At 33.8% G+C, this 18,605-nt stretch carries 17 protein-coding genes and 1 pseudogene; 10 read left to right on the top strand and 8 right to left on the bottom strand.

What is annotated here, in order from left to right:
* Positions 1–60 precede the first annotated feature (60 nt).
* The 6 genes and pseudogenes from metG to ACFINR_RS04040 all read left to right on the top strand — a co-directional run bounded on the left by metG (position 61) and on the right by ACFINR_RS04040 (position 4,343).
* The gene (gene metG / locus ACFINR_RS04065) at positions 61–1,620 is read left to right on the top strand and encodes a methionine--tRNA ligase (RefSeq protein WP_375629838.1); all 1,560 of its coding nucleotides are present in this window, start codon (positions 61–63) and stop codon (positions 1,618–1,620) included.
* The gene (locus ACFINR_RS04060; RefSeq protein WP_375652615.1) at positions 1,610–2,383 is read left to right on the top strand and encodes a TatD family hydrolase; all 774 of its coding nucleotides are present in this window, start codon (positions 1,610–1,612) and stop codon (positions 2,381–2,383) included. The genes metG and ACFINR_RS04060 overlap by 11 nt, the downstream gene beginning before the upstream one ends.
* Positions 2,384–2,393: 10 nt before the next feature.
* Positions 2,394–3,203, top strand: coding sequence for an MBL fold metallo-hydrolase (locus ACFINR_RS04055; protein WP_375632228.1), 810 nt, complete (start codon positions 2,394–2,396; stop codon positions 3,201–3,203).
* A 109-nt stretch (positions 3,204–3,312) separates the two neighbouring features.
* Complete coding sequence (locus ACFINR_RS04050) at positions 3,313–3,672, top strand: hypothetical protein (protein WP_375606871.1); 360 nt, start codon at positions 3,313–3,315, stop codon at positions 3,670–3,672.
* Positions 3,673–3,728: 56 nt separating this feature from the next.
* Positions 3,729–3,857 (top strand): annotated as a pseudogene (locus tag ACFINR_RS04045) (MBL fold metallo-hydrolase); the annotation flags it as partial.
* A gap of 123 nt (positions 3,858–3,980) precedes the next feature.
* Positions 3,981–4,343 carry a hypothetical protein gene (locus tag ACFINR_RS04040; RefSeq protein WP_375618144.1) on the top strand — a complete coding sequence of 121 codons (363 nt, stop codon included), beginning with the start codon at positions 3,981–3,983 and terminating at the stop codon, positions 4,341–4,343.
* A gap of 314 nt (positions 4,344–4,657) precedes the next feature.
* Here ACFINR_RS04040 and ACFINR_RS04035 read toward each other — a convergent pair whose 3' ends face one another.
* From ACFINR_RS04035 to pcsA, 3 genes are read right to left on the bottom strand one after another with little or no spacing between them, the layout of a single operon-like run.
* On the bottom strand, positions 4,658–5,071 hold the full coding sequence (locus ACFINR_RS04035) for a DUF6163 family protein (protein ID WP_375613429.1): 414 nt from the start codon (positions 5,069–5,071) through the stop codon (positions 4,658–4,660).
* Positions 5,068–6,114: an enoyl-CoA hydratase/isomerase family protein gene (locus ACFINR_RS04030; protein ID WP_375621253.1), complete on the bottom strand. Its 1,047-nt coding sequence runs from the start codon at positions 6,112–6,114 to the stop codon at positions 5,068–5,070. The genes ACFINR_RS04035 and ACFINR_RS04030 overlap by 4 nt, the downstream gene beginning before the upstream one ends.
* Positions 6,115–6,140: 26 nt before the next feature.
* Complete coding sequence (pcsA, locus tag ACFINR_RS04025) at positions 6,141–6,953, bottom strand: phosphatidylcholine synthase (protein ID WP_375652613.1); 813 nt, start codon at positions 6,951–6,953, stop codon at positions 6,141–6,143.
* 185 nt (positions 6,954–7,138) lie between these two features.
* Here pcsA and ACFINR_RS04020 point away from each other — a divergent pair, with 185 nt between their 5' ends.
* The 4 genes from ACFINR_RS04020 to sodC all read left to right on the top strand — a co-directional run bounded on the left by ACFINR_RS04020 (position 7,139) and on the right by sodC (position 10,502).
* Positions 7,139–8,365, top strand: coding sequence for a UbiH/UbiF family hydroxylase (locus ACFINR_RS04020; protein ID WP_375652610.1), 1,227 nt, complete (start codon positions 7,139–7,141; stop codon positions 8,363–8,365).
* Between the two features lie 509 nt (positions 8,366–8,874).
* Complete coding sequence (locus tag ACFINR_RS04015) at positions 8,875–9,219, top strand: hypothetical protein (RefSeq protein WP_375611907.1); 345 nt, start codon at positions 8,875–8,877, stop codon at positions 9,217–9,219.
* On the top strand, positions 9,197–9,520 hold the full coding sequence (locus ACFINR_RS04010; protein ID WP_375628109.1) for a hypothetical protein: 324 nt from the start codon (positions 9,197–9,199) through the stop codon (positions 9,518–9,520). Before ACFINR_RS04015 ends, ACFINR_RS04010 begins: the two co-directional genes overlap by 23 nt.
* A 454-nt stretch (positions 9,521–9,974) precedes the next feature.
* Positions 9,975–10,502, top strand: a complete 528-nt coding sequence (sodC, locus tag ACFINR_RS04005) for a superoxide dismutase [Cu-Zn] SodC (protein ID WP_375632234.1) — start codon at positions 9,975–9,977, stop codon at positions 10,500–10,502.
* A gap of 642 nt (positions 10,503–11,144) precedes the next feature.
* Here sodC and ACFINR_RS04000 read toward each other — a convergent pair.
* The 5 genes from ACFINR_RS04000 to ACFINR_RS03980 all read right to left on the bottom strand — a co-directional run bounded on the left by ACFINR_RS04000 (position 11,145) and on the right by ACFINR_RS03980 (position 18,599).
* Positions 11,145–12,083 (bottom strand): COG2958 family protein, encoded by a 939-nt coding sequence (locus ACFINR_RS04000; protein ID WP_375652606.1) that lies wholly within the window; start codon positions 12,081–12,083, stop codon positions 11,145–11,147.
* A 377-nt stretch (positions 12,084–12,460) separates the two neighbouring features.
* A complete protein-coding gene (locus ACFINR_RS03995; RefSeq protein ID WP_375652602.1) occupies positions 12,461–15,214 on the bottom strand; it encodes a DEAD/DEAH box helicase in 2,754 nt (917 codons plus the stop codon).
* A 22-nt stretch (positions 15,215–15,236) separates the two neighbouring features.
* Entirely contained in the window at positions 15,237–16,877 is a 1,641-nt protein-coding gene (locus ACFINR_RS03990) for a site-specific DNA-methyltransferase (RefSeq protein ID WP_375632237.1), read from the bottom strand.
* An 83-nt stretch (positions 16,878–16,960) separates the two neighbouring features.
* Entirely contained in the window at positions 16,961–17,362 is a 402-nt protein-coding gene (locus ACFINR_RS03985; protein WP_375632238.1) for an SUF system Fe-S cluster assembly protein, read from the bottom strand.
* Complete coding sequence (locus tag ACFINR_RS03980; RefSeq protein ID WP_375618154.1) at positions 17,355–18,599, bottom strand: cysteine desulfurase; 1,245 nt, start codon at positions 18,597–18,599, stop codon at positions 17,355–17,357. Before ACFINR_RS03980 ends, ACFINR_RS03985 begins: the two co-directional genes overlap by 8 nt.
* Positions 18,600–18,605: the final 6 nt, after the last annotated feature.

The following is an 18,605-nucleotide window of genomic DNA, read 5'->3' as shown; positions in this document are numbered from 1 at the left end:
CGATGAACAAGCGTTATGTCATTATATCTTCTATTTATAGCGTTTTACAACGAGTATGACATGCGTGACACATATTACATAACAACTCCCATTTTTTATCCTAATGGTGCTCCACATATTGGACATGCTTATAGTGCCATTGCAAGCGATGTTTTAGCCCGCTTTCAACGGTTAAATGGAAAAAATGTATTTTTTCTTTCTGGTACAGATGAGCATGGTCTCAAGATGCAACAAACCGCAGCTGCATTAGGCATGACACCTCAGCAACTTGCAGATCGTAATAGTGCGGTGTTTCAAAAAATGCTTGCAGTATTAAATTGTTCTAACGATGATTTTATCCGTACGACAGAAGAACGCCATTATCAAGCTTGTCAAGAAATTTGGAAAAAGATGGAAGCAAATGGCGATATTTATCTCGGTCGTTATACGGGGTGGTATTCGGTTCGCCAAGAAGCCTATTATGAAGAAAAAGATACGGAAATTGGAGCAGACAACATCCGTCGTGAGAAAGAATTAGGCTCTCCAGTTGAATGGAATGAAGAAGAAAGTTATTTTTTTAGACTTTCTCATTATGAAAAGGCTCTTCTTGAATATTATGAAAAACATCCTGATTTTATTGCTCCATTTGAGCGGCGTAATGAAATTATAAGTTTTATCAAATCAGGTTTAAAAGATATCTCTATTTCACGCGCAAGTTTTAACTGGGGAATTGCTGTTCCTGAGAATCCAAAGCACGTGATGTATGTCTGGGTTGATGCGCTTACAAATTATCTATCAGCAATAGGTTTTTTCAATGAAAATTCAAAAAAACGTGATTTTTGGCCTGCAAATACGCATATTATTGGTAAGGATATTATTCGTTTTCATGCAGTCTATTGGCCGGCATTTTTAATGTCTGCTGGAATTGAATTGCCTAAAAATATTTTTGCACATGGTTTTTTACTTAATCGTGGTGCAAAAATGTCAAAATCTATTGGAAATGTCGTTGATCCTTTTGAAATGGTTGATCATTACGGTCTTGATCAGGTCCGTTATTTCCTTCTCCGTGAAGTGCCATTCGGACAAGATGGTAGTTATAGTCATGAAAGCCTTGTGAACCGTATTAATGCTGATCTTGCTAACGATCTTGGTAATTTAGCACAGCGCTGTTTGTCTATGATTGCCAAAAATTGTAATGCACAAGTCCCGAAACCAGCTTCATTTTTAGCTCAAGATAAACAGCTTTTAGAACAATCTCTTCAAGTACTTGAAACTGTACACCAAGCTATGTCTTCTTATAGTATGCATTTAGCACTTTCAGCTATTTTTTCAATTGTAGCAGATGCCAATCGCTATTTTGCCAACGAACAACCTTGGAGTTTACGTAAAAACGATCGAGAACGATTTTCTACAGTTCTTTATATAACTGTAGAAATCTTGCGGAGAATAGGAATTATGCTTTTGCCTTTCATACCCCAATCAGCAGCGAAACTTCTTGATAGCCTTGCGGTTGCTGAAGATGATCGGTTATTGTATCATATAAGTCATTCAAAAATTCAAGAAGGGCTTGATCTTCCACCACCAGAACCAATTTTTCCTCGTTATATCTTGAAGAAAGAAGATACTCATCATGTTGATTGATACACATTGTCATCTTGATTTTGAAGACTTTTCACAAGATTTGGATAATGTTATCCAACGGGCTTTAGATGCTGACGTTAAACGTATGATAACAATTTCAACCCATGTTCATAAGTTAGATAAACTGTTAGCCATTGCGCAAAGCTATGATCAAGTCTTTTGTTCCGTTGGAACACACCCCAATCACGCGCATGAAGAACAAAATATTACAGCGGAAGAGCTTATACAGCTCTCGAATCACCCTAAAATTGTTGCGTTTGGGGAAGGGGGCCTTGATTATCATTATGATTACTCTACACCAGAAGAGCAAAAGAAAGTTTTTCAAGAACATATCATTGCTTCTCGAGAAACACAGATTCCTCTTGTTATACATTCACGCAATGCCGATATCGATATGGAGAAAATATTACGTGAACAGACAAAAGAAGGAGCTTTTCCCTTTATCCTCCATTGTTATTCGTCTGGAATGCAACTTGCTCGTGCTGGAATTGAACTTGGTGGTTATATTTCTTTTTCGGGTATTCTTACTTTTAAAAACGCACTTGAAATCCGTGAAATAGCAAAAATTGTGCCCCATGAGCATTTGTTAGTGGAAACAGATGCTCCATTTTTAGCACCTAGTCCCCATCGGGGCAAAACAAATGAACCATCTTTTGTATGTTATACAGCAGCTGTTTTGGCTGAAACAATTGGCTTAAGCATTGAAGAAACAGCTCAAATAACAACGCGTAATGCTTTTCGTTTATTTAGCAAAATGAAATAAGGCAAAAGATATGTGTGATCAATACCGATTTACAATATTAGGTTGTGGTCCTTCTCCAGGAGTGCCAAGACCTAATGGTGATTGGGGAACATGTGATCCGAATAACCCTAAAAATAAACGCTACAGAAGTTCTTTATTAGTTGAACGTATTAAACCTTCAGGAGGCAAAACAACGATCGTTATTGATACAGGTCCAGATTTTCGCTCACAAATGATCGATGCGCGTGTAAGCCATCTTGATGCTGCTCTTTACACGCATTCTCATGCAGACCATATCCACGGTATTGATGATTTACGCAGCTATGCACTTGCACAAAAATGTTTAATAGATATCTATGCCGACAGATTTACACTAGAACATCTCAAAAGTGCTTTCGGATATTGTTTTCAAACTCCAAAAGATTCATCTTATTCTCCCATTTTAAAAGAGCATCTTATCAATGAAGATAGCCAATTTATTATTCAGGGGCAGGGCGGAGAAATAAGCGTCAATACACATTTACAACACCACGGAAACATTCATTCCTTAGGTTTTCGGATTGGGAATGTTGCCTATTGTACGGATGTTAGTGAATTTCCTGAAAAAACTTTATCCAAATTAATGGATTTGGATGTTCTCATCATTGAAGCTCTTCAATTTAAATCCCATCCGAGTCATTTTTCTGTTGATCAAGCATTACAGTGGATAGAATATTTAAAGCCGAAACAAGCAATACTCACACATATGGACAGATCGCTGGATTACAATAAGGTTATAAATTACGTTCCATCCTATGTAAAACCTGCATATCAAGGTCTTACTTTCGAAACAACTGCATAAGCTTATTCATACAATATTTTACGTTAAATAAAGTTTTTTGAACATTATCCTTTATTTTGTTTTATTTTTGACATAAATGTTACTTTTTTATGTTTAAAATGAGGTTTTTATGTATAAGAATTTTAAGCGGGGTGTATGTATTGCCGTTTTAGCAGTTTCCTTGACAGCATGTGGGGGGCGTTTAGAAAAAAATATTGCAACGACAACATTACATGATGGATCAATGAGTTGCACCGATATTCAACGGGAGTTTTTTGCTAATAAACGACAGATTAATGATACAATTAGAGAGCGTTCTACAGCAAGAAATAAAAATGTAGCTTTAGCAGCGGCAGGTGTTGTATTTTTACCTGCTCTATTTTTTATGGATCCTAAATCCAGTGAAAGCAATGAAATTTCGGCTTTAAATAATCGTAATGCTGTTTTGAGTGATCTTGCACGTATGAAACGTTGTAAAATAGTACAGTAATTTTTCTTATTTATCATATGTAATTTCATTTTTTGGTCTTTAAGGAATATACCTTAAAGACCAAATCGAAATTAATGGATTTGGATGTTCTCATCATTGAAGCTCTACTCACACATAATTACAATGTGGTCGTAAATTACGTCCCATCCTATGTAAAACCTGCATATCAAGGTCTTACTTTTTAAACAGATGCGTGAACTTATTAACGAAATATATTTTTGTTGATAGTATATTTGTTAAAATTTTAATCTTACTTTTGCTCTATTTAAATCTCATTAAAAACATTTTGTGTTAAAAGTGAGGTTTTTATGTATAAAGAAAATTTTAAATGGGGTGTATGTATTGTCGTTTTAGCGTTTTTTTTGACAGCATGTGGGGGGCGTTTAGAAAAAAATATTCCAGTTACCACATTACATGATGGAACAATGAGTTGTTCTGATATTCAACGGGAATTTTTTGCTAATAAGCGCCAAATCGATGCTACAATTAGAGAGCGTTATAAAGCAAGAAATAAAAATGCGGCTTTAGCAGCAACAAGTCTTGTATTTCTTCCTGCTTTGTTTTTTATAGATCCTAAATCCAGTGAAAGTAATGAAATTTCAGCTTTAAATAACCGTAATGCTGTTTTGAGTGATCTTGCACGTACGAAACGTTGTCAAATAGCACAATAATTTTTCTTAGTTTTATTATACGTAATTTCATTATCACTATCACTATTTTTGGTCTTTAAGGAATGTACTTTAAAGACCAAATTTTATTTTAAAAGTAAATTGTATGATATAAATATGATGATGTTTTAAAGGAGGGTTTTCTTTTTGGATAAAGGATTTATCTTCTGCATCATATTATCGCATAATATATATTATGGAACTTTATGGAAAAGTATAGCTAGCATCAGCGTTTTGAGGAACGAAGCTTTAAAATGAGCTACTTAAGTTAACTAAGATCGAAAATCGAGCCTGTTATTCTGGCTCGAAAATTTTAATCACAATGTTTTTTTATTTTTTACTCTTTTAAAAAAAATAATTACAATTTGTAGTACTATAAAAGCTAAAAACAATATTCCATGAAATAATGGTACAAATGGCTGATAAATAAAATCGGAATAATATATTGTTATTGCTTCAATCAACGCTGCAATACACCACACAATGATACCCCATAGTGAATACATCCAAAGTCCAACTAAGGCAATAGGATAGAGAATAGCCAATATAGCTGATGCAAATTGCCACTGCCAAGGCATAAGATCAAAACGCCATAGAATACCTGGAAAAACCCCAACAAGGCGTATCCAATAACAAATACCTAGAACTAAGCAAATAAATGCCAAAAACCGTAAGTAACAGTTATAGATTAAATTGATTTTTGAAATCTGTTTGTGAGAATTATTTTTCACAATAATAACTCTTGTTCAACAGGTTGGAAGTAAGAATCTACCATTTCATCTGTCACATTTGAAAGTTTATCTGGTTGCCATTGAGGTCTTTTATCCTTATCGATTAACATAGCACGTATACCTTCATAAAAATCATGTGAATGAATCATATGATACGCTATGCGGTTTTCAATTTTCATACAATCTTCCAACGTTTGAGATGAACTTTGTTTCATTTGTTTCCAGATAACTTTTAAACTTGTCGGAGAACGTGACTGCAAAATATCATAACATTCTTTAGCAAATAAAACATCTTCATTGCTTTTTTTATGTAGCAACTCGAGACATTCTTCTAAGGTATGGGCACTAAAACAAGTGTTAATAATACAACGTATTTCATGACTTGTTTCATAGTCTTTTGTAATTGCTCGCTCGTTTAAAGCTAAAGTAGGATCTCCTTGCTCAATAACAGCTTTTCTAATCATATCGAATTCAGTTTCAGCAACGGCGTGTGTTGCTAATCCTAAATTTAAGCAATCTCCCCACTTTATACGTGCGCCCGTTAATGCAAGATAGATACCAAAATGATTGGGAAGAGATGGTAAGAAAAAACTTGCACCTACATCTGGGAAAAATCCAATCGCACCTTCTGGCATAGCAAAAACTGTATTTTCTGTAACAATTCGATGCGAGCCATAGAGAGAAATACCTACCCCTCCTCCCATCCAAATACCGTTTAAGAAAGAAATGTAGGGCTTTGAAAAATGTTTGATATAAGCATTTAAACTATATTCATTTCTAAAGTATTGACAAGCAGCAGCACTTTTCCCCATATGATAGATTTCTACAACATCTCCACCAGCACAAAAAGCACGCCCTTCCCCTTCAATTAAGACACAAGAAACATTATCATCTGTTTCCCATGTTCTGAGAGCTTTTTTTAAAGCTGAAACCATTCGTTGATTAAGAGCGTTTAATGCTGAAGGACGTGTGAGCTTTATAATACCAGCACGCCCTTCTTTCGTAAAAGAAATATCATCATCTGCTCCAAAATTAATTTGCATCTCACACCCTTCTTAAAACAATTATTTCATTGTTTTTTTATACTTTTTGCCCCAAGTTTAGGAAATATTTGCATGATTGCGCCAATACAATATATATAAATTCCTGTTACCGAAATTCCTATTTTAACCCAATAGGGAGCCTCTAGTTGATAAAAGAAGGCAGAAACACCAAAAAAACACCATAAGAGAAAAATGGGAAAATTAATTCTACGTAAACGAAGGACTCTTACTGGATGAATAAAATAAATTGGCAAAAAAGATATAATCGCCGATAAAACAATAATGATAAAAGTAATCCACTCTCCTGGTCTGACGACAAAAAGCGTAAAAATCATCATATTCCAAACAACAGGAAATCCTTTAAAAAAGTTTTCTTTGGTTTTCATACTAGTATCTGCATAATAAATAGCAGATGAAATAACAATAATTGCACTCAATGAAAATGATAACCCTACCCCCATGAAACCACTTTGATAGAGTGCAAAGGCAGGAATTAAGACATAAGTCACGTAATCAATAATATTATCTAACAGCTCTCCAGACCATGTTGGAAGAACGTACTTAACATCAAGTTTGCGTGCAATTGGTCCATCTATACCATCAACGAGAAGAGCAAACCCAAGCCAACAGAACATAGCTGTCCATTCTTTTTGAGAGGCTGATATAAGAGAAAGAAACGCTAAAAATGATCCCGAAGCTGTTAGTAAATGAACGGAAAAGGCCTTTGCTTGTGGCATTGTTACTTTTTTATGGCGTAATAATTTAGCATTTGTTTTGATTTTCTTTGTTAATTTACGTTTCAAGGTTTTCTTATCCTCGTTTTTAAAGTCTTCAACCATCTATCAATACGCCATTTTTTAACGATGATATAACTCAGCATTTAAAAAAATCATAAAAAGGTTACTTTTTTATATCGCATTATTTATTACATACTATAATAATAGAAGAGCTTCATATAATAAAAAGAGAGAGATCATTTGGAAATGTTAAAATATTTTCTCAATGAATAAAGGTTCAAATCGTTGTGATATTTGAAAAGGAAGAGCATAAAGATATTGCTGTTATTGGTGCAGGTCCTGTCGGAATGTTAGCCGCGCTGAGTCTTGCACAGAAGGGGCTTTCTGTTTTTCTTGTTGGGCCCCCTGCTCATACAGATGAGTTACGGACAACGGCTCTTATGATGCCTGCAATACGCATGCTTCAAAAACTCAATATTTGGGATAATCTTCAAAAACATGCAGCTGCTTTATCGTCCATGAGAATTATAGATATAACTTCTAGAATTGTGCATGCTCCTACGGTGCATTTTTCTTCTACTGAAATTGGCGAAAAAGCTTTTGGCTATAATATACCTAATGTAAAATTGAACAGTGCTTTAGTCGACGCTGTTACACATACGCCCAATATTACAAGATTTGTTTCTGCAGCCAAATCTGTTCATCACACAAAAAACCATGTATGCATTATTCTTGCTGATCATAGAATTATTCAAGCACCACTTGTTGTTGCAGCTGATGGACGTCACTCTCTTACACGTGCCGCAGCAGGGATAAGTGTCAAACAGTGGAATTATCCCCAAAAAGCACTTGTTCTCAACTTTTCTCATGAGTTTTCTCATCAAAATACATCAACTGAATTTCATACAGAACACGGTCCATTTACACAGGTTCCACTACCAGGACGAAGATCTAGTCTTGTATGGGTTGTTCATCCTTCCCGCGCTGAGGAATTATTAAATATAGAACCAAAAACAATTGCAAAAATGATCGAAAACCAAATGCAATCAATGCTTGGAAAGCTAAGCTTAGAAACATCAATTCAAGCATGGCCGCTTTTCGGACTTCTTTCTCATCATTTTGCTGCTAATCGAACAATTTTAGTGGGTGAAGCCGCTCATGTTTTTCCCCCTATTGGGGCACAGGGATTGAATTTAGGATTCCGTGATGTCCAAACTTTAATTGATATTTTACCCAATAAAATATCCAATTCTAACTCTGAAATGATTGTTGCACATTATAACAAATGCCGCAAACCAGATATATTAATCCGAAGTGGAGCTGTTCATACACTGAACTCTGCTCTACTTTCTCATATGTTGCCTGTTCATATCATACGAAGCATTGGGCTTGGTTTGTTGCATAGTTTCCCACCATTACGTAATTTATTTATGCGCGAAGGAATGTATCCTGGTTATGGATTCAAGGAAATTATGCAAATATTTCCAACAAAATCATCAAAACAGCTCTACTAAGCAATAATGAATAATAACGTAAGATAAAAAATAATAAATTGTATTTTGAATCATATCTATTACTGATGTAAAAAATGTTTTTGTTCTTTCTAAGAAGTAACAAATTATATTAAAATAATTAATTATATTTATTGATTTATTTATAATAATAAAATGTTTAATTAATATAACTGTAAATTATTTTTTATTAAAAATTATTATATTATTTAGTATGTTGATATGAAATAAGAGAAAACTGAATTATAGACTACAAATTAAATTATAAAGATATCTTGCTAAATCATAGCTGTTAAATTTAGAACTATAAATAAAATGAAAAATAATACCGTTTTGAAAAATTTATTTCATTAAATTAATTTTAATAAGAAAATAAATAAAAACAGTTTTATTTAATCAATATATTTTCAAAAATTTTTATTGTTAAGTATAATATTAAAAATAAAATCATCTTTGGAACCTGTTAGTAACACAGAGGTTAATGAAGTGTTGTTTCAACAAATGGTAACAAGATGACACTAAATAATTTTTTGAAATTAAGTACTTTTTTTATAATGATTGCATGTGTCTCGTTGATAGTCACGACTTCAATAAGTGAAGTTTTTCACCTTCCTTATTGTCAAACCTTTACCTATAGCTCTACTCAAAAGGTCACTAAAATAGGTCAGAACTCATTTACTGCTTCACAAGTTAAAAATTGTCTTATGCAAAATGGTTTTGAGAATATTAAACGATTGCGCTTAGATGACAATGGTATCTGGCGTGCTTTAGTAAAATTTAAAAAGTCCCATTTTTTCGTATCCGTTGACTATTCAGGAACAGTTAGCATTCAAAATGAAAGAAAAGAATATGATTGATTTAAAAACTTACAGCAACGTTTCTTTTCACAGCTGTAAGAAAAAAAAATTAAAAAAGTACTGCCATTCTATTAAAGAATTTTCTTTCATTGGCGGTTTAAATGGTAGCATATCAGGAGCTATCGCGGCAACTCTTGCAGCTTATGGTTATATTGCTCTTCCAGGATTTGGTCCAGTTATCGCAATGGGTATAGGAGTAGCACTTTCTTCCGGAATAATAATAGGAGCACTGATAGGATCAGGAATGGGAGGGAGTGTCGGTATATGCTGTATTTTATTGGGAAATTTATATGAATCATAATAATTTTTTCTCTTATAAATTTCATAATGAATAGAAATTTCTCGTCATTTTTTCTATGAAAAACAATTAAATCATCAACAAATTATATGTTCTTTTTTTGATGAAACGATCATCATATTATAAATGAAATAATAGCTAACTTACTAAAATTCCTTATTTAATTTCTTATTATACCTCAAAAAGTAGATTTTTTAAAAGCATCTCTTGAAGAAATGTAAGTGAGATATAATTATCCATCCATAAAAGCTGTATTTTTTATAGATCAAAAAATAAAAGTTATGTTCAGAAATATATATAAACACACTTTAATTTATTTGCTCTTTCTAATAACAGAATATTTCTATGTAAATTATTTTTCTTAAAGTTAAATTTAAGACATTTATATAATATATCATTAATATAGATTGTTATTTATAGACAACAATATATTAAAATATAAGTATAAAGGTATTTTATGAAAAAAATATTATTATCATTATTGTTTTTTATGGCATTTTTAATTCATAAAAATTCTGCATTAGCACTATCAAAACAAGTAAATATTTATAAATTAGAATATAACAATTCCAAAAAGGCTATTGGTAGCATTAAAATTGAAGAAACCACATACGGTTTGATTTTCATCCCTAATTTATCTACTTTATCAGAAGGAATGCATGGTTTTCATGTACATGTAAATCCTTCATGTGATACAAAAGATGGCATAATTGGTGGAAGCGCAGGTGGACATTATGATCCGGAACATACCGGAAAACATTTAGGACCTTATAATGTCAATGGTCATCTTGGTGATTTACCAGCACTTTATGTTGATAAGCAGGGATATGCCATAATGAGCGTTCTTGCTCCACGATTAAAAAAAATCTCTGAAATTAAAGGGCGCTCTTTAGTCATTCATTTAGGGGCTGATAATCAATCAGATAAACCATTACCGCTTGGCGGAGGTGGTGCACGTTTAGCGTGCGGTATTATTGAAAAATAAAGAGAGTATTGTGGCAGACTGCGACAGTACACACTTCCTTTACCATAAGGTGTGAAAGAAATTTATTTTTTAAATCTATTTCAAGAAATTGAGTAAACTATGTGAATATTTTATAAAATTAATGTTTTTTTGACTGTTTACTTCGGATAACAAAAAGCTTAGTAATCATCAAAACGAACAGCAATGGAAATTAAAGAAATAGTAGTGTAAATTCTCCGTAAGAAGACTTCAATATGAGGAAGTAATATTTTCTATGCTTGATGTAAACAAAGCAAAAAAGTCGAATTTCACCCTCTATAATAGCAAATTTATAATAAATTATAATCATTAAGTCTAGTATCTAATAGAATCACGCTCAATGCACAAAATAGAACAGGCTTAAAACAGAATTTTTACTCTTCCCTACTCAACCCTACTCATGAGGTACGTGAGAAAAATTTTAATTGATACAATATCAATATGAGATGGTTTGAAAGGATTGAATACTAGGATATTCATTCCCCTCATTTAAGTTTAAAGACTAATTATCATTAGTAAATCAACATATTATACCAATATAATAAGACAAATAAAATAGTTAGAGTAATTTTCATCATTCTGAAAAAAGGCTTTTAAACAATAGAGTCTTTTTAAAAATACCCCTCATAGATACATATGATCCCAATCTAGAGGACGCATCTCACCAGTTTGATAAAATTGACGAATGAGCTTAATATAATCAAGAAAATCTTTGTTTTCCTTCACTAATCTATTAGCAGTATCCCAATCAATATCACTACGTTCTTTGGCAGGAATTAAGATCTCACTCTCGGAAGAGTTTTCCTTATTAAGTCTTATAAATCCAATTCCATGCAAACTTGAAAGCATCCGAAGCTCTTTTAATGTATCAACTCCTTCAATTTCACTAGCAACTAAATAACTCAAATTAGCCCATGAAGAATTACTAACTGTTTGAAAAAATGCTTTTCGTAAATTTGAACGATTGATGAGAATTTTTACTTCAAAAGACCAAAGCTTTGTCTTTTTATCAAAATATTGCAAAACACAGTCTTTGATTTCACGATTCCATTCCTTGCTTAAATCTTGCATCCCTACGAGATCTGGATAAAGCCATTTATTTCCGCCTGCACCATGTTTATTACGAGAACATTTCTCATTAATGCGCTTGCTATAAACTGCAAGCTCTGACCATAAAAATTTAGATAATAATGGATAAAGATCATGCTCTTTAACAGAGCCATCTTCTGTTCTACTCTTTGCATTGTCCTCTATTGCATCAATTTCAGCATTATCTGTTTGTTCAGTAAAATAATATTGTCTCGGTCGTCCTTCAGTGGTTTTAATTTCTGAATAACGCTTTTGTAACTGAGGGCGTTTTTCCCCTATTTCAGCAACAATTTGCTGAATAAGAGCCGCATCACTATTAAGGGGAGTGATTATTGCCGTTGAATTCTTTTGTTTTTGACGGCATTTTTCTGGGTAATTTTCAAATATCCATTGAGCAATTTCTCGAGCTGTAAACTTTTTTGTCGGGTTTTTCTTTAAAAAATTAAAAACAGTGTTTGTTAAATTTAAAGTCATATGAAAAACTCCCCCTTTTATCCTCTGGGTATTTCATTATATTCAGGCGTTTTAAATGAAAGAACAATAAACTGTTTAAGTTTTTTAAAAAAAGAACATTTATCAATTACTCAATAAAATTAAAATATTTTTTTTAATTTATGACTATAACTCAAAGATCTTTTTACATAACGAAAATAAGATTGTACTTTTATAAAAAAGTATAAATGTGCTACAAATCCCCATACAAAAGCATAATCTTGTATAACTTTGCTATACATTTTTCCTTTTATTTTAACGTCGTTAGAAAAAAGTTAAAAATAATTATTCAAACATTTGATTGAATCTCACATCCGTCAATTAAAAAAACTTATGTGTTTTATTTTTGAAGCAAAAAGTTATGAGCTCTCAAGTATAGATTCTGAAATGGTAAACTCTGCACACAAACCTTCAAAACTACTATTTGCTTTAATAGCATCATGGGGAATAAGAGCATAATACCATTTTTTATCGCCATAAGTCGCCGCATAGCGCGTTGCATGACAACACCATTGAACTGCAGCTTCTCTCTTTTTTAAAACAATAGGATTTTGCATTTCAGAGGCTTTTTTAGGCTCACAAAGATATTTGGCATCCTTCGTTTCTACAACAAAGTCTGGTTCATAGATTGATCCTTTATCATATTCTATTCTGAAAAAACCTCGAGCGGGTTTCATCCATTTCAATACTTTTGCATCATCCTCTAATATTTGGGCAAATCGTAATTCCCCTTCTACTGAATCAAACTTTTGTAAAGGATAACAGCATTTTCTAAAGCCGCTGAATACAAGTTTTTTAATATCGCTTTTAATGGCAGGAATATTACGAAAATCAAGAGGAGACGTCCCTTGCGGCAACACATAATGGATAGGTTGTAAAATTGTAAAACCTCGTGTAACTTTAACCGCATAATCTTTTTGCGTTTCCCATTGATGTTCTCTTAATTGCGCAACAATAAAACTAGTAAGCTTGTGCTGATAGTGAATTAATACGTTCTCAACAGCTGTATCATTGGGTAAATAAGATCGGAAATGTTCTACTATCTGACTAGCTAATTTTCGTAATAAGAGCGTATGGTTATCATAATCGACAAAGTCATTATCAATCAAACCACGAATGATGTAGTTTTCAAGATAAGGCTCTTTGACATATTCATTCTTAGATGTGAGAAAAATGCTTTTATGGGTACGCAATTCTCGAATTAAAAGTTCTTTACTAACAGGTTGAAAATTTAAGTTTTCTAAATTTTCCAAATCAAAATCATAAAAACCATAAGTAACATCACGCGAAGGAATGAGTATAATATTTGGAATATCTATTATCAGTTCTGTTAATTGTTTTGTCAGAATTGTCACCACTTTTGATACAAGAGACTTTTGTGATGAAGGCTTAATATTCATAACTTTATTAGCAATTTTTTCTTGTATCTGTGCAGAACAAAGCATTTGAGAACTTGGCAATTTATCATTCTCTTTGATAAGATCCCACGCGATCGCTGCAATATCTTGCTCTTCAGGTGTTAATGTAGGGGAATCTGTATGACGTAATATGATACCTTGTAAATCAGAAGATGCTCCATTTATATCGGAATTACGTATTACCATCGTTTGCATCAATAAAGCTTCTACTTGACTTGGAACTGTCACTATATCGGTCTTTTCAAAGGGGATATTCCCTCCTGTTCCAATCTCAATATGCTTTTTTATAATTGAGTTTGGATCGTTTGCACGATCAATAATATCTTGAAAACGATCATGCGCAATAATTGTTAAACGATCAATAGCTTCCACGCCTGTTCTATACCCATAAGGCAAACGCAATCCACGCCCAATTGTTTGCTCTGTTAAAATTTCTGAAGCCGATGCACGCAACGGTACAATAGTATAGAGATTCGTAACATCCCACCCCTCCTTTAATTTATTAACGTGAATAACAATTTCTGTTGAGTCATGAGAATCTTCAATTGCAATCAGCTTTTGAATATTTTGATCTTCTTCTATATTCGACTGTTTTGTATGAATCTCTATAACTTTTCCCTTATAAGCTCCTGCAAAAAAATCATCTGATTCCAATAAATCACGCAATTTCTGTGCATGATTTGTATCTTGAGCGACAACTAAAATAAAAGGCTTAACGAACTTTTTGTTATAATCTTTTGCATAGACAATTAAATCAGCTTTCACGTTTTCATGGGCATGAATTGCATCTTGTAATTTGATATGTTCTAATTGTTCAGATGTATAATTTTGAGGTTGAAAATCTTTACGTGTAGCAACAGCAGGCTCTTTTACAAAACCATCTCTCATAGCCTCTGCAAGTGAATAACTATAGACAACATTTTTAAAATCTACGGGTTTTGCACCTATTGTTTTTGGTGTCGCTGTAAGCTCTATTCCTAAAACAGGTTTTAACTCATTAATTGCTGCCGCACCAGCAGAAGCTCGATAACGATGTGCTTCATCCATTAACAAAACTAAATCAGGAAGATTTGCGAGATAATCAAAATAACTTTCACCAATCGTTTCTTGTAAGCGTTTAATTCGCGGAATACTAGATTTTAGTGCGCCTTTTTTATTATCCGTTGTATTAATTTTAGAAATATTAAAAATATTGATAAAGGCCGTATCTCCATTCTCAAACAAACGCTTTTGTCCTTGAATATGGTGTTCATCAACGCGAATACCTTTACCACTTTCATAATCTTCACCTGTAATAATAACGGGTCTATTGGCAATAAATTCACTCATTCCACTGAAAACATACTTCGGACTTTGGGGACTAAAATCCTGTTTTAACTTTTCATAAATAGTCAAATTTGGCGCTAAAACAAAAAAATGGCGACTACGACCTGTTAAATAAAGATAGCTGATAAAAGCCCCCATAAGTCGCGTTTTCCCAACACCCGTTGCTAAAGCAAAACAAAAAGAGGGAAAGTTTCGTTCAAAATCTTGTACAGAAGGATAAAGATTTTTTATCACTTCTAACTCTGCAACCAAATCAGCATTTTTAGAAAGCTCTATATTTTCTAAGATTTTTACCAAAATATTTAAAGATTCACGTTGAGGATCACGCAACGATAAGCGAGCAGAAATCCTTTTTTCAACAGTGTTCATGAAAAACTCCGCTTTTTATATATTATTCAAATAGATCTAATTCTGCTTGCGCAATATCTTTATTTTTGCTGTTTTCTTTTACCACAATTACTGGTTCAAGATTAGCTACATTTAAACTGTAATCGTCCCTTCCCCATTCGCATTTTTCTAATATTGCACGGGGGATTTTAGTGAGTGTCAGATTTTCAAAGGATGCTGATTTTGTATCAAAGGCTGTACCACAAATCAGCAACGTGCGATGAGAGCCTACCTCTTCACTCATTATACGGAGTTGTTCATGGGTCATAGCGCTTGTTGTGACATAAATATAATCTGTTTCGGTTGAATACCCTTGCATCCAATAATGATTTTCATTAGGTGCATAGGTAAATCCCATATGTTTGCACATTGCTTCTGAAAGCATCGCAGCATTATATTCGCGACTAATAATCCATTGTCCCCATGGATCTTTTTGCAACAGAGAAGGTGCAAGGCGATAATAACGGAATCCACCGCCACCTTGCCAATTGACACTTTTGGAAATTCCCCCTTGATCAGTTCCATCAATGACTTGTTTTAAACGAGGGATAATGTGGGTGTGACAATGCTCACCAAGTTCAATCATAATCCACTTCCTTCCCATTTTATGGGCAACAGCACCGGTTGTGCCAGAACCAGCAAAAGAATCCAGTACAAGATCACCGGGATTAGTGGCAAGTTGAATAATGCGTTCCATTAAACGTTCCGGTTTAGGAGTTGTAAAGACACTATCAGAATTGAAGACTTTGGCTTCTTTTTTTGCATCTTGATTATGGCCAACTTCCTGATAAGGCCAAATGGTCATTGAAACCATACCATTTTTTACCTCTGATAAAAAACGTTTCATAGAAGGAACATTACTTCCTGTTGGACCAAACCAAACACGATTATCTTCTAATAGCTTAGCAAATTTTTGTTTACTAACGCGCCAACTCGTTCCAGCAGGAGGCATCACACTGCGCCCAGAAGGCGTAACAATTTCATAAACATCTTTTAAATTCATAGTCTTAACTGAAAGATTATCTGATTTCCAAGGACCGCGAGGATCATTATCAGGATTTTTATAGCGCGCATCCATATCGCTTGAACGAGGAAGCAATTGTGGGCGCCAAATCGTTTTATCTTTAGCATAAACCATTATAAAATCATGATTATCAGAAAGCCATTTTGTATCATTTTGTGGAGCATATTTCTTTTGCCAAATAATATTGTTGATGAAATTTTGGCGACCAAAAATTTCATCCATCATCACTTTAAGATAGGCTTGTTCATCATCATCAATTGATATCCAGATACTTCCATCATCCGCCAGTAAATGATGTAACAATTCTAGTCTGTCTCTCATAAGGCTGAGCCATATGGAATGCTCTAAACCATCTTCATAATGTTCAAAGGCATTGCCTGTATTATAAGGCGGATCGATATAGATACATTTTACCTTCCCCATATATTCTTGTTCAAGCGCTTTGAGTGCGAGCAAATTGTCACCAAAAATAAGTTTATTATCAAAAATATCTTGGGATGATATTCGATGCGAAGCGTGATAAGATTTTTCAAGATCTTCTAATAAGATACGAGGCTCTAGTTTTGGGCGTTTTTCTTTTCCAATCCAAGTGAGTTCTAGTTTTTGTTTATTATAACTCATGCGATCGTCCTTAAATTCAAATGCTTGTGAAAAGTAAACAGCTTATTCATGAATGGCTAAATTAGAGTCTCTTAACAATACTTTTAGTACCATCCGACAGCAATTTGAGCTTCTTCTGACATACAATCAGGTGTCCATGGTGGATCAAAAGTCATAGTGACTTCAACATACGAAACCCCTTCAACTGCATTGACTGCATTTTCTACCCACCCCGGCATTTCACCAGCAACAGGGCATCCCGGTGCTGTAAGAGTCATTTCAATTTTTACTGAACGATCATCTTCAATATCAATACGATAAATCAGTCCTAGCTCATAAATATCAGCAGGAATCTCTGGGTCATAAACTGTTTTGAGAGCAGCAATAATATCATTTGTCATACGATCAATTTCGTCTGCTGGAATTGCTGATATGTAAGATTTTTTATTTTCGCTTACAGTTTCAACGGATTCTGTAGAATGACGCTCTTCAATTGATTCAGCCATTAAAAAATGTCCTTGTTTCTTGCAATGCTTCTACTAATTGATCTATATCCTCTTGAGTGTTATACATGGCTAACGATGCGCGGCAAATAGATGTTAGACCAAAGCGCTGTAATAAAGGCTGTGCACAATGAGTTCCCGCACGTATCGCAACCCCTTTTCTATCAATAAACATAGCGATATCATGGGCGTGAATCCCTTCAATTGTAAATGATATAATAGCTCCTTTATTGGGAGAATGACCATAAATACGCAATGACTCAACCATTTTAAGTTTTTCCTGCGCATAAGCTAAAAGGGACCTCTCATGGGCATGAATCGTGCTACGACCTTTCTCTTGTATATAATCAATAGCCGCAGTTAATCCAATAGCTTCAACGATAGGAGGAGTGCCTGCTTCAAAACGGTAAGGAGGAGCATTATAAAAAACCTTATCGGTTGTTACCTCCTCGATCATTTCCCCTCCCCCTTGAAAAGGACGCATTTCTTCTAATCTATCTTCTTTACCATACAAAACACCAATACCAGTGGGTCCATAAAGCTTATGACCTGTAAAGACATACCAATCACAATCGAGATCTTGCACATCAACGGTTAAATGTACTGCTCCTTGAGAACCATCAACAAGAACCGGAATAGAATTTTGATGTGCTAGTTTAATAATCTCTTTAACAGGAGGCACCGTTCCTAATATATTGGACATATGCGTTATAGCAACAAGCCGCGTTTTTTCGCTTAAAGCCTTTTGGAAATCTTCAATGTGCAGAACACCATTTTCATCGACAGGAACAAAAATAAGTTTTACACCTTTTTGTTCACGGAGAAAATGCCAAGGAATAATATTTGAATGATGTTCCATGATCGTTAGAACAATCTCATCACCTTCTTTGAGTTTTGGCATCGCCCAACCATAAGCAACAGTATTAATAGCTTCTGTTGCATTTTTCGTAAAAACAATTTCTTCAGCTTTTTGAGCATTTAGAAAAACACGAACGGTTTCACGAGAATTTTCATAGGATTGTGTTGCTATATTGGCTAAAAAATACATTCCCCTATGCACATTAGCATAACTATAGTGATAATAATTATTCATTGCATTGAGTACTGACATTGGTTTTTGGGCAGAAGCACTACTATCAAGATATGCTAATCGCTTTCCATAAACTTGATGGTGCAAAATAGGAAAATCACGCCGAATTTCTTCGACATTATAAGTAAATGTTTGTACGTTATTTTCCATTTTTTC

It is taken from the genome of Bartonella sp. AP19HLJMH (assembly GCF_042196245.1).
Taxonomy (GTDB): domain Bacteria; phylum Pseudomonadota; class Alphaproteobacteria; order Rhizobiales; family Rhizobiaceae; genus Bartonella.
This window is presented reverse-complemented; position numbering and strand designations above follow the sequence as displayed.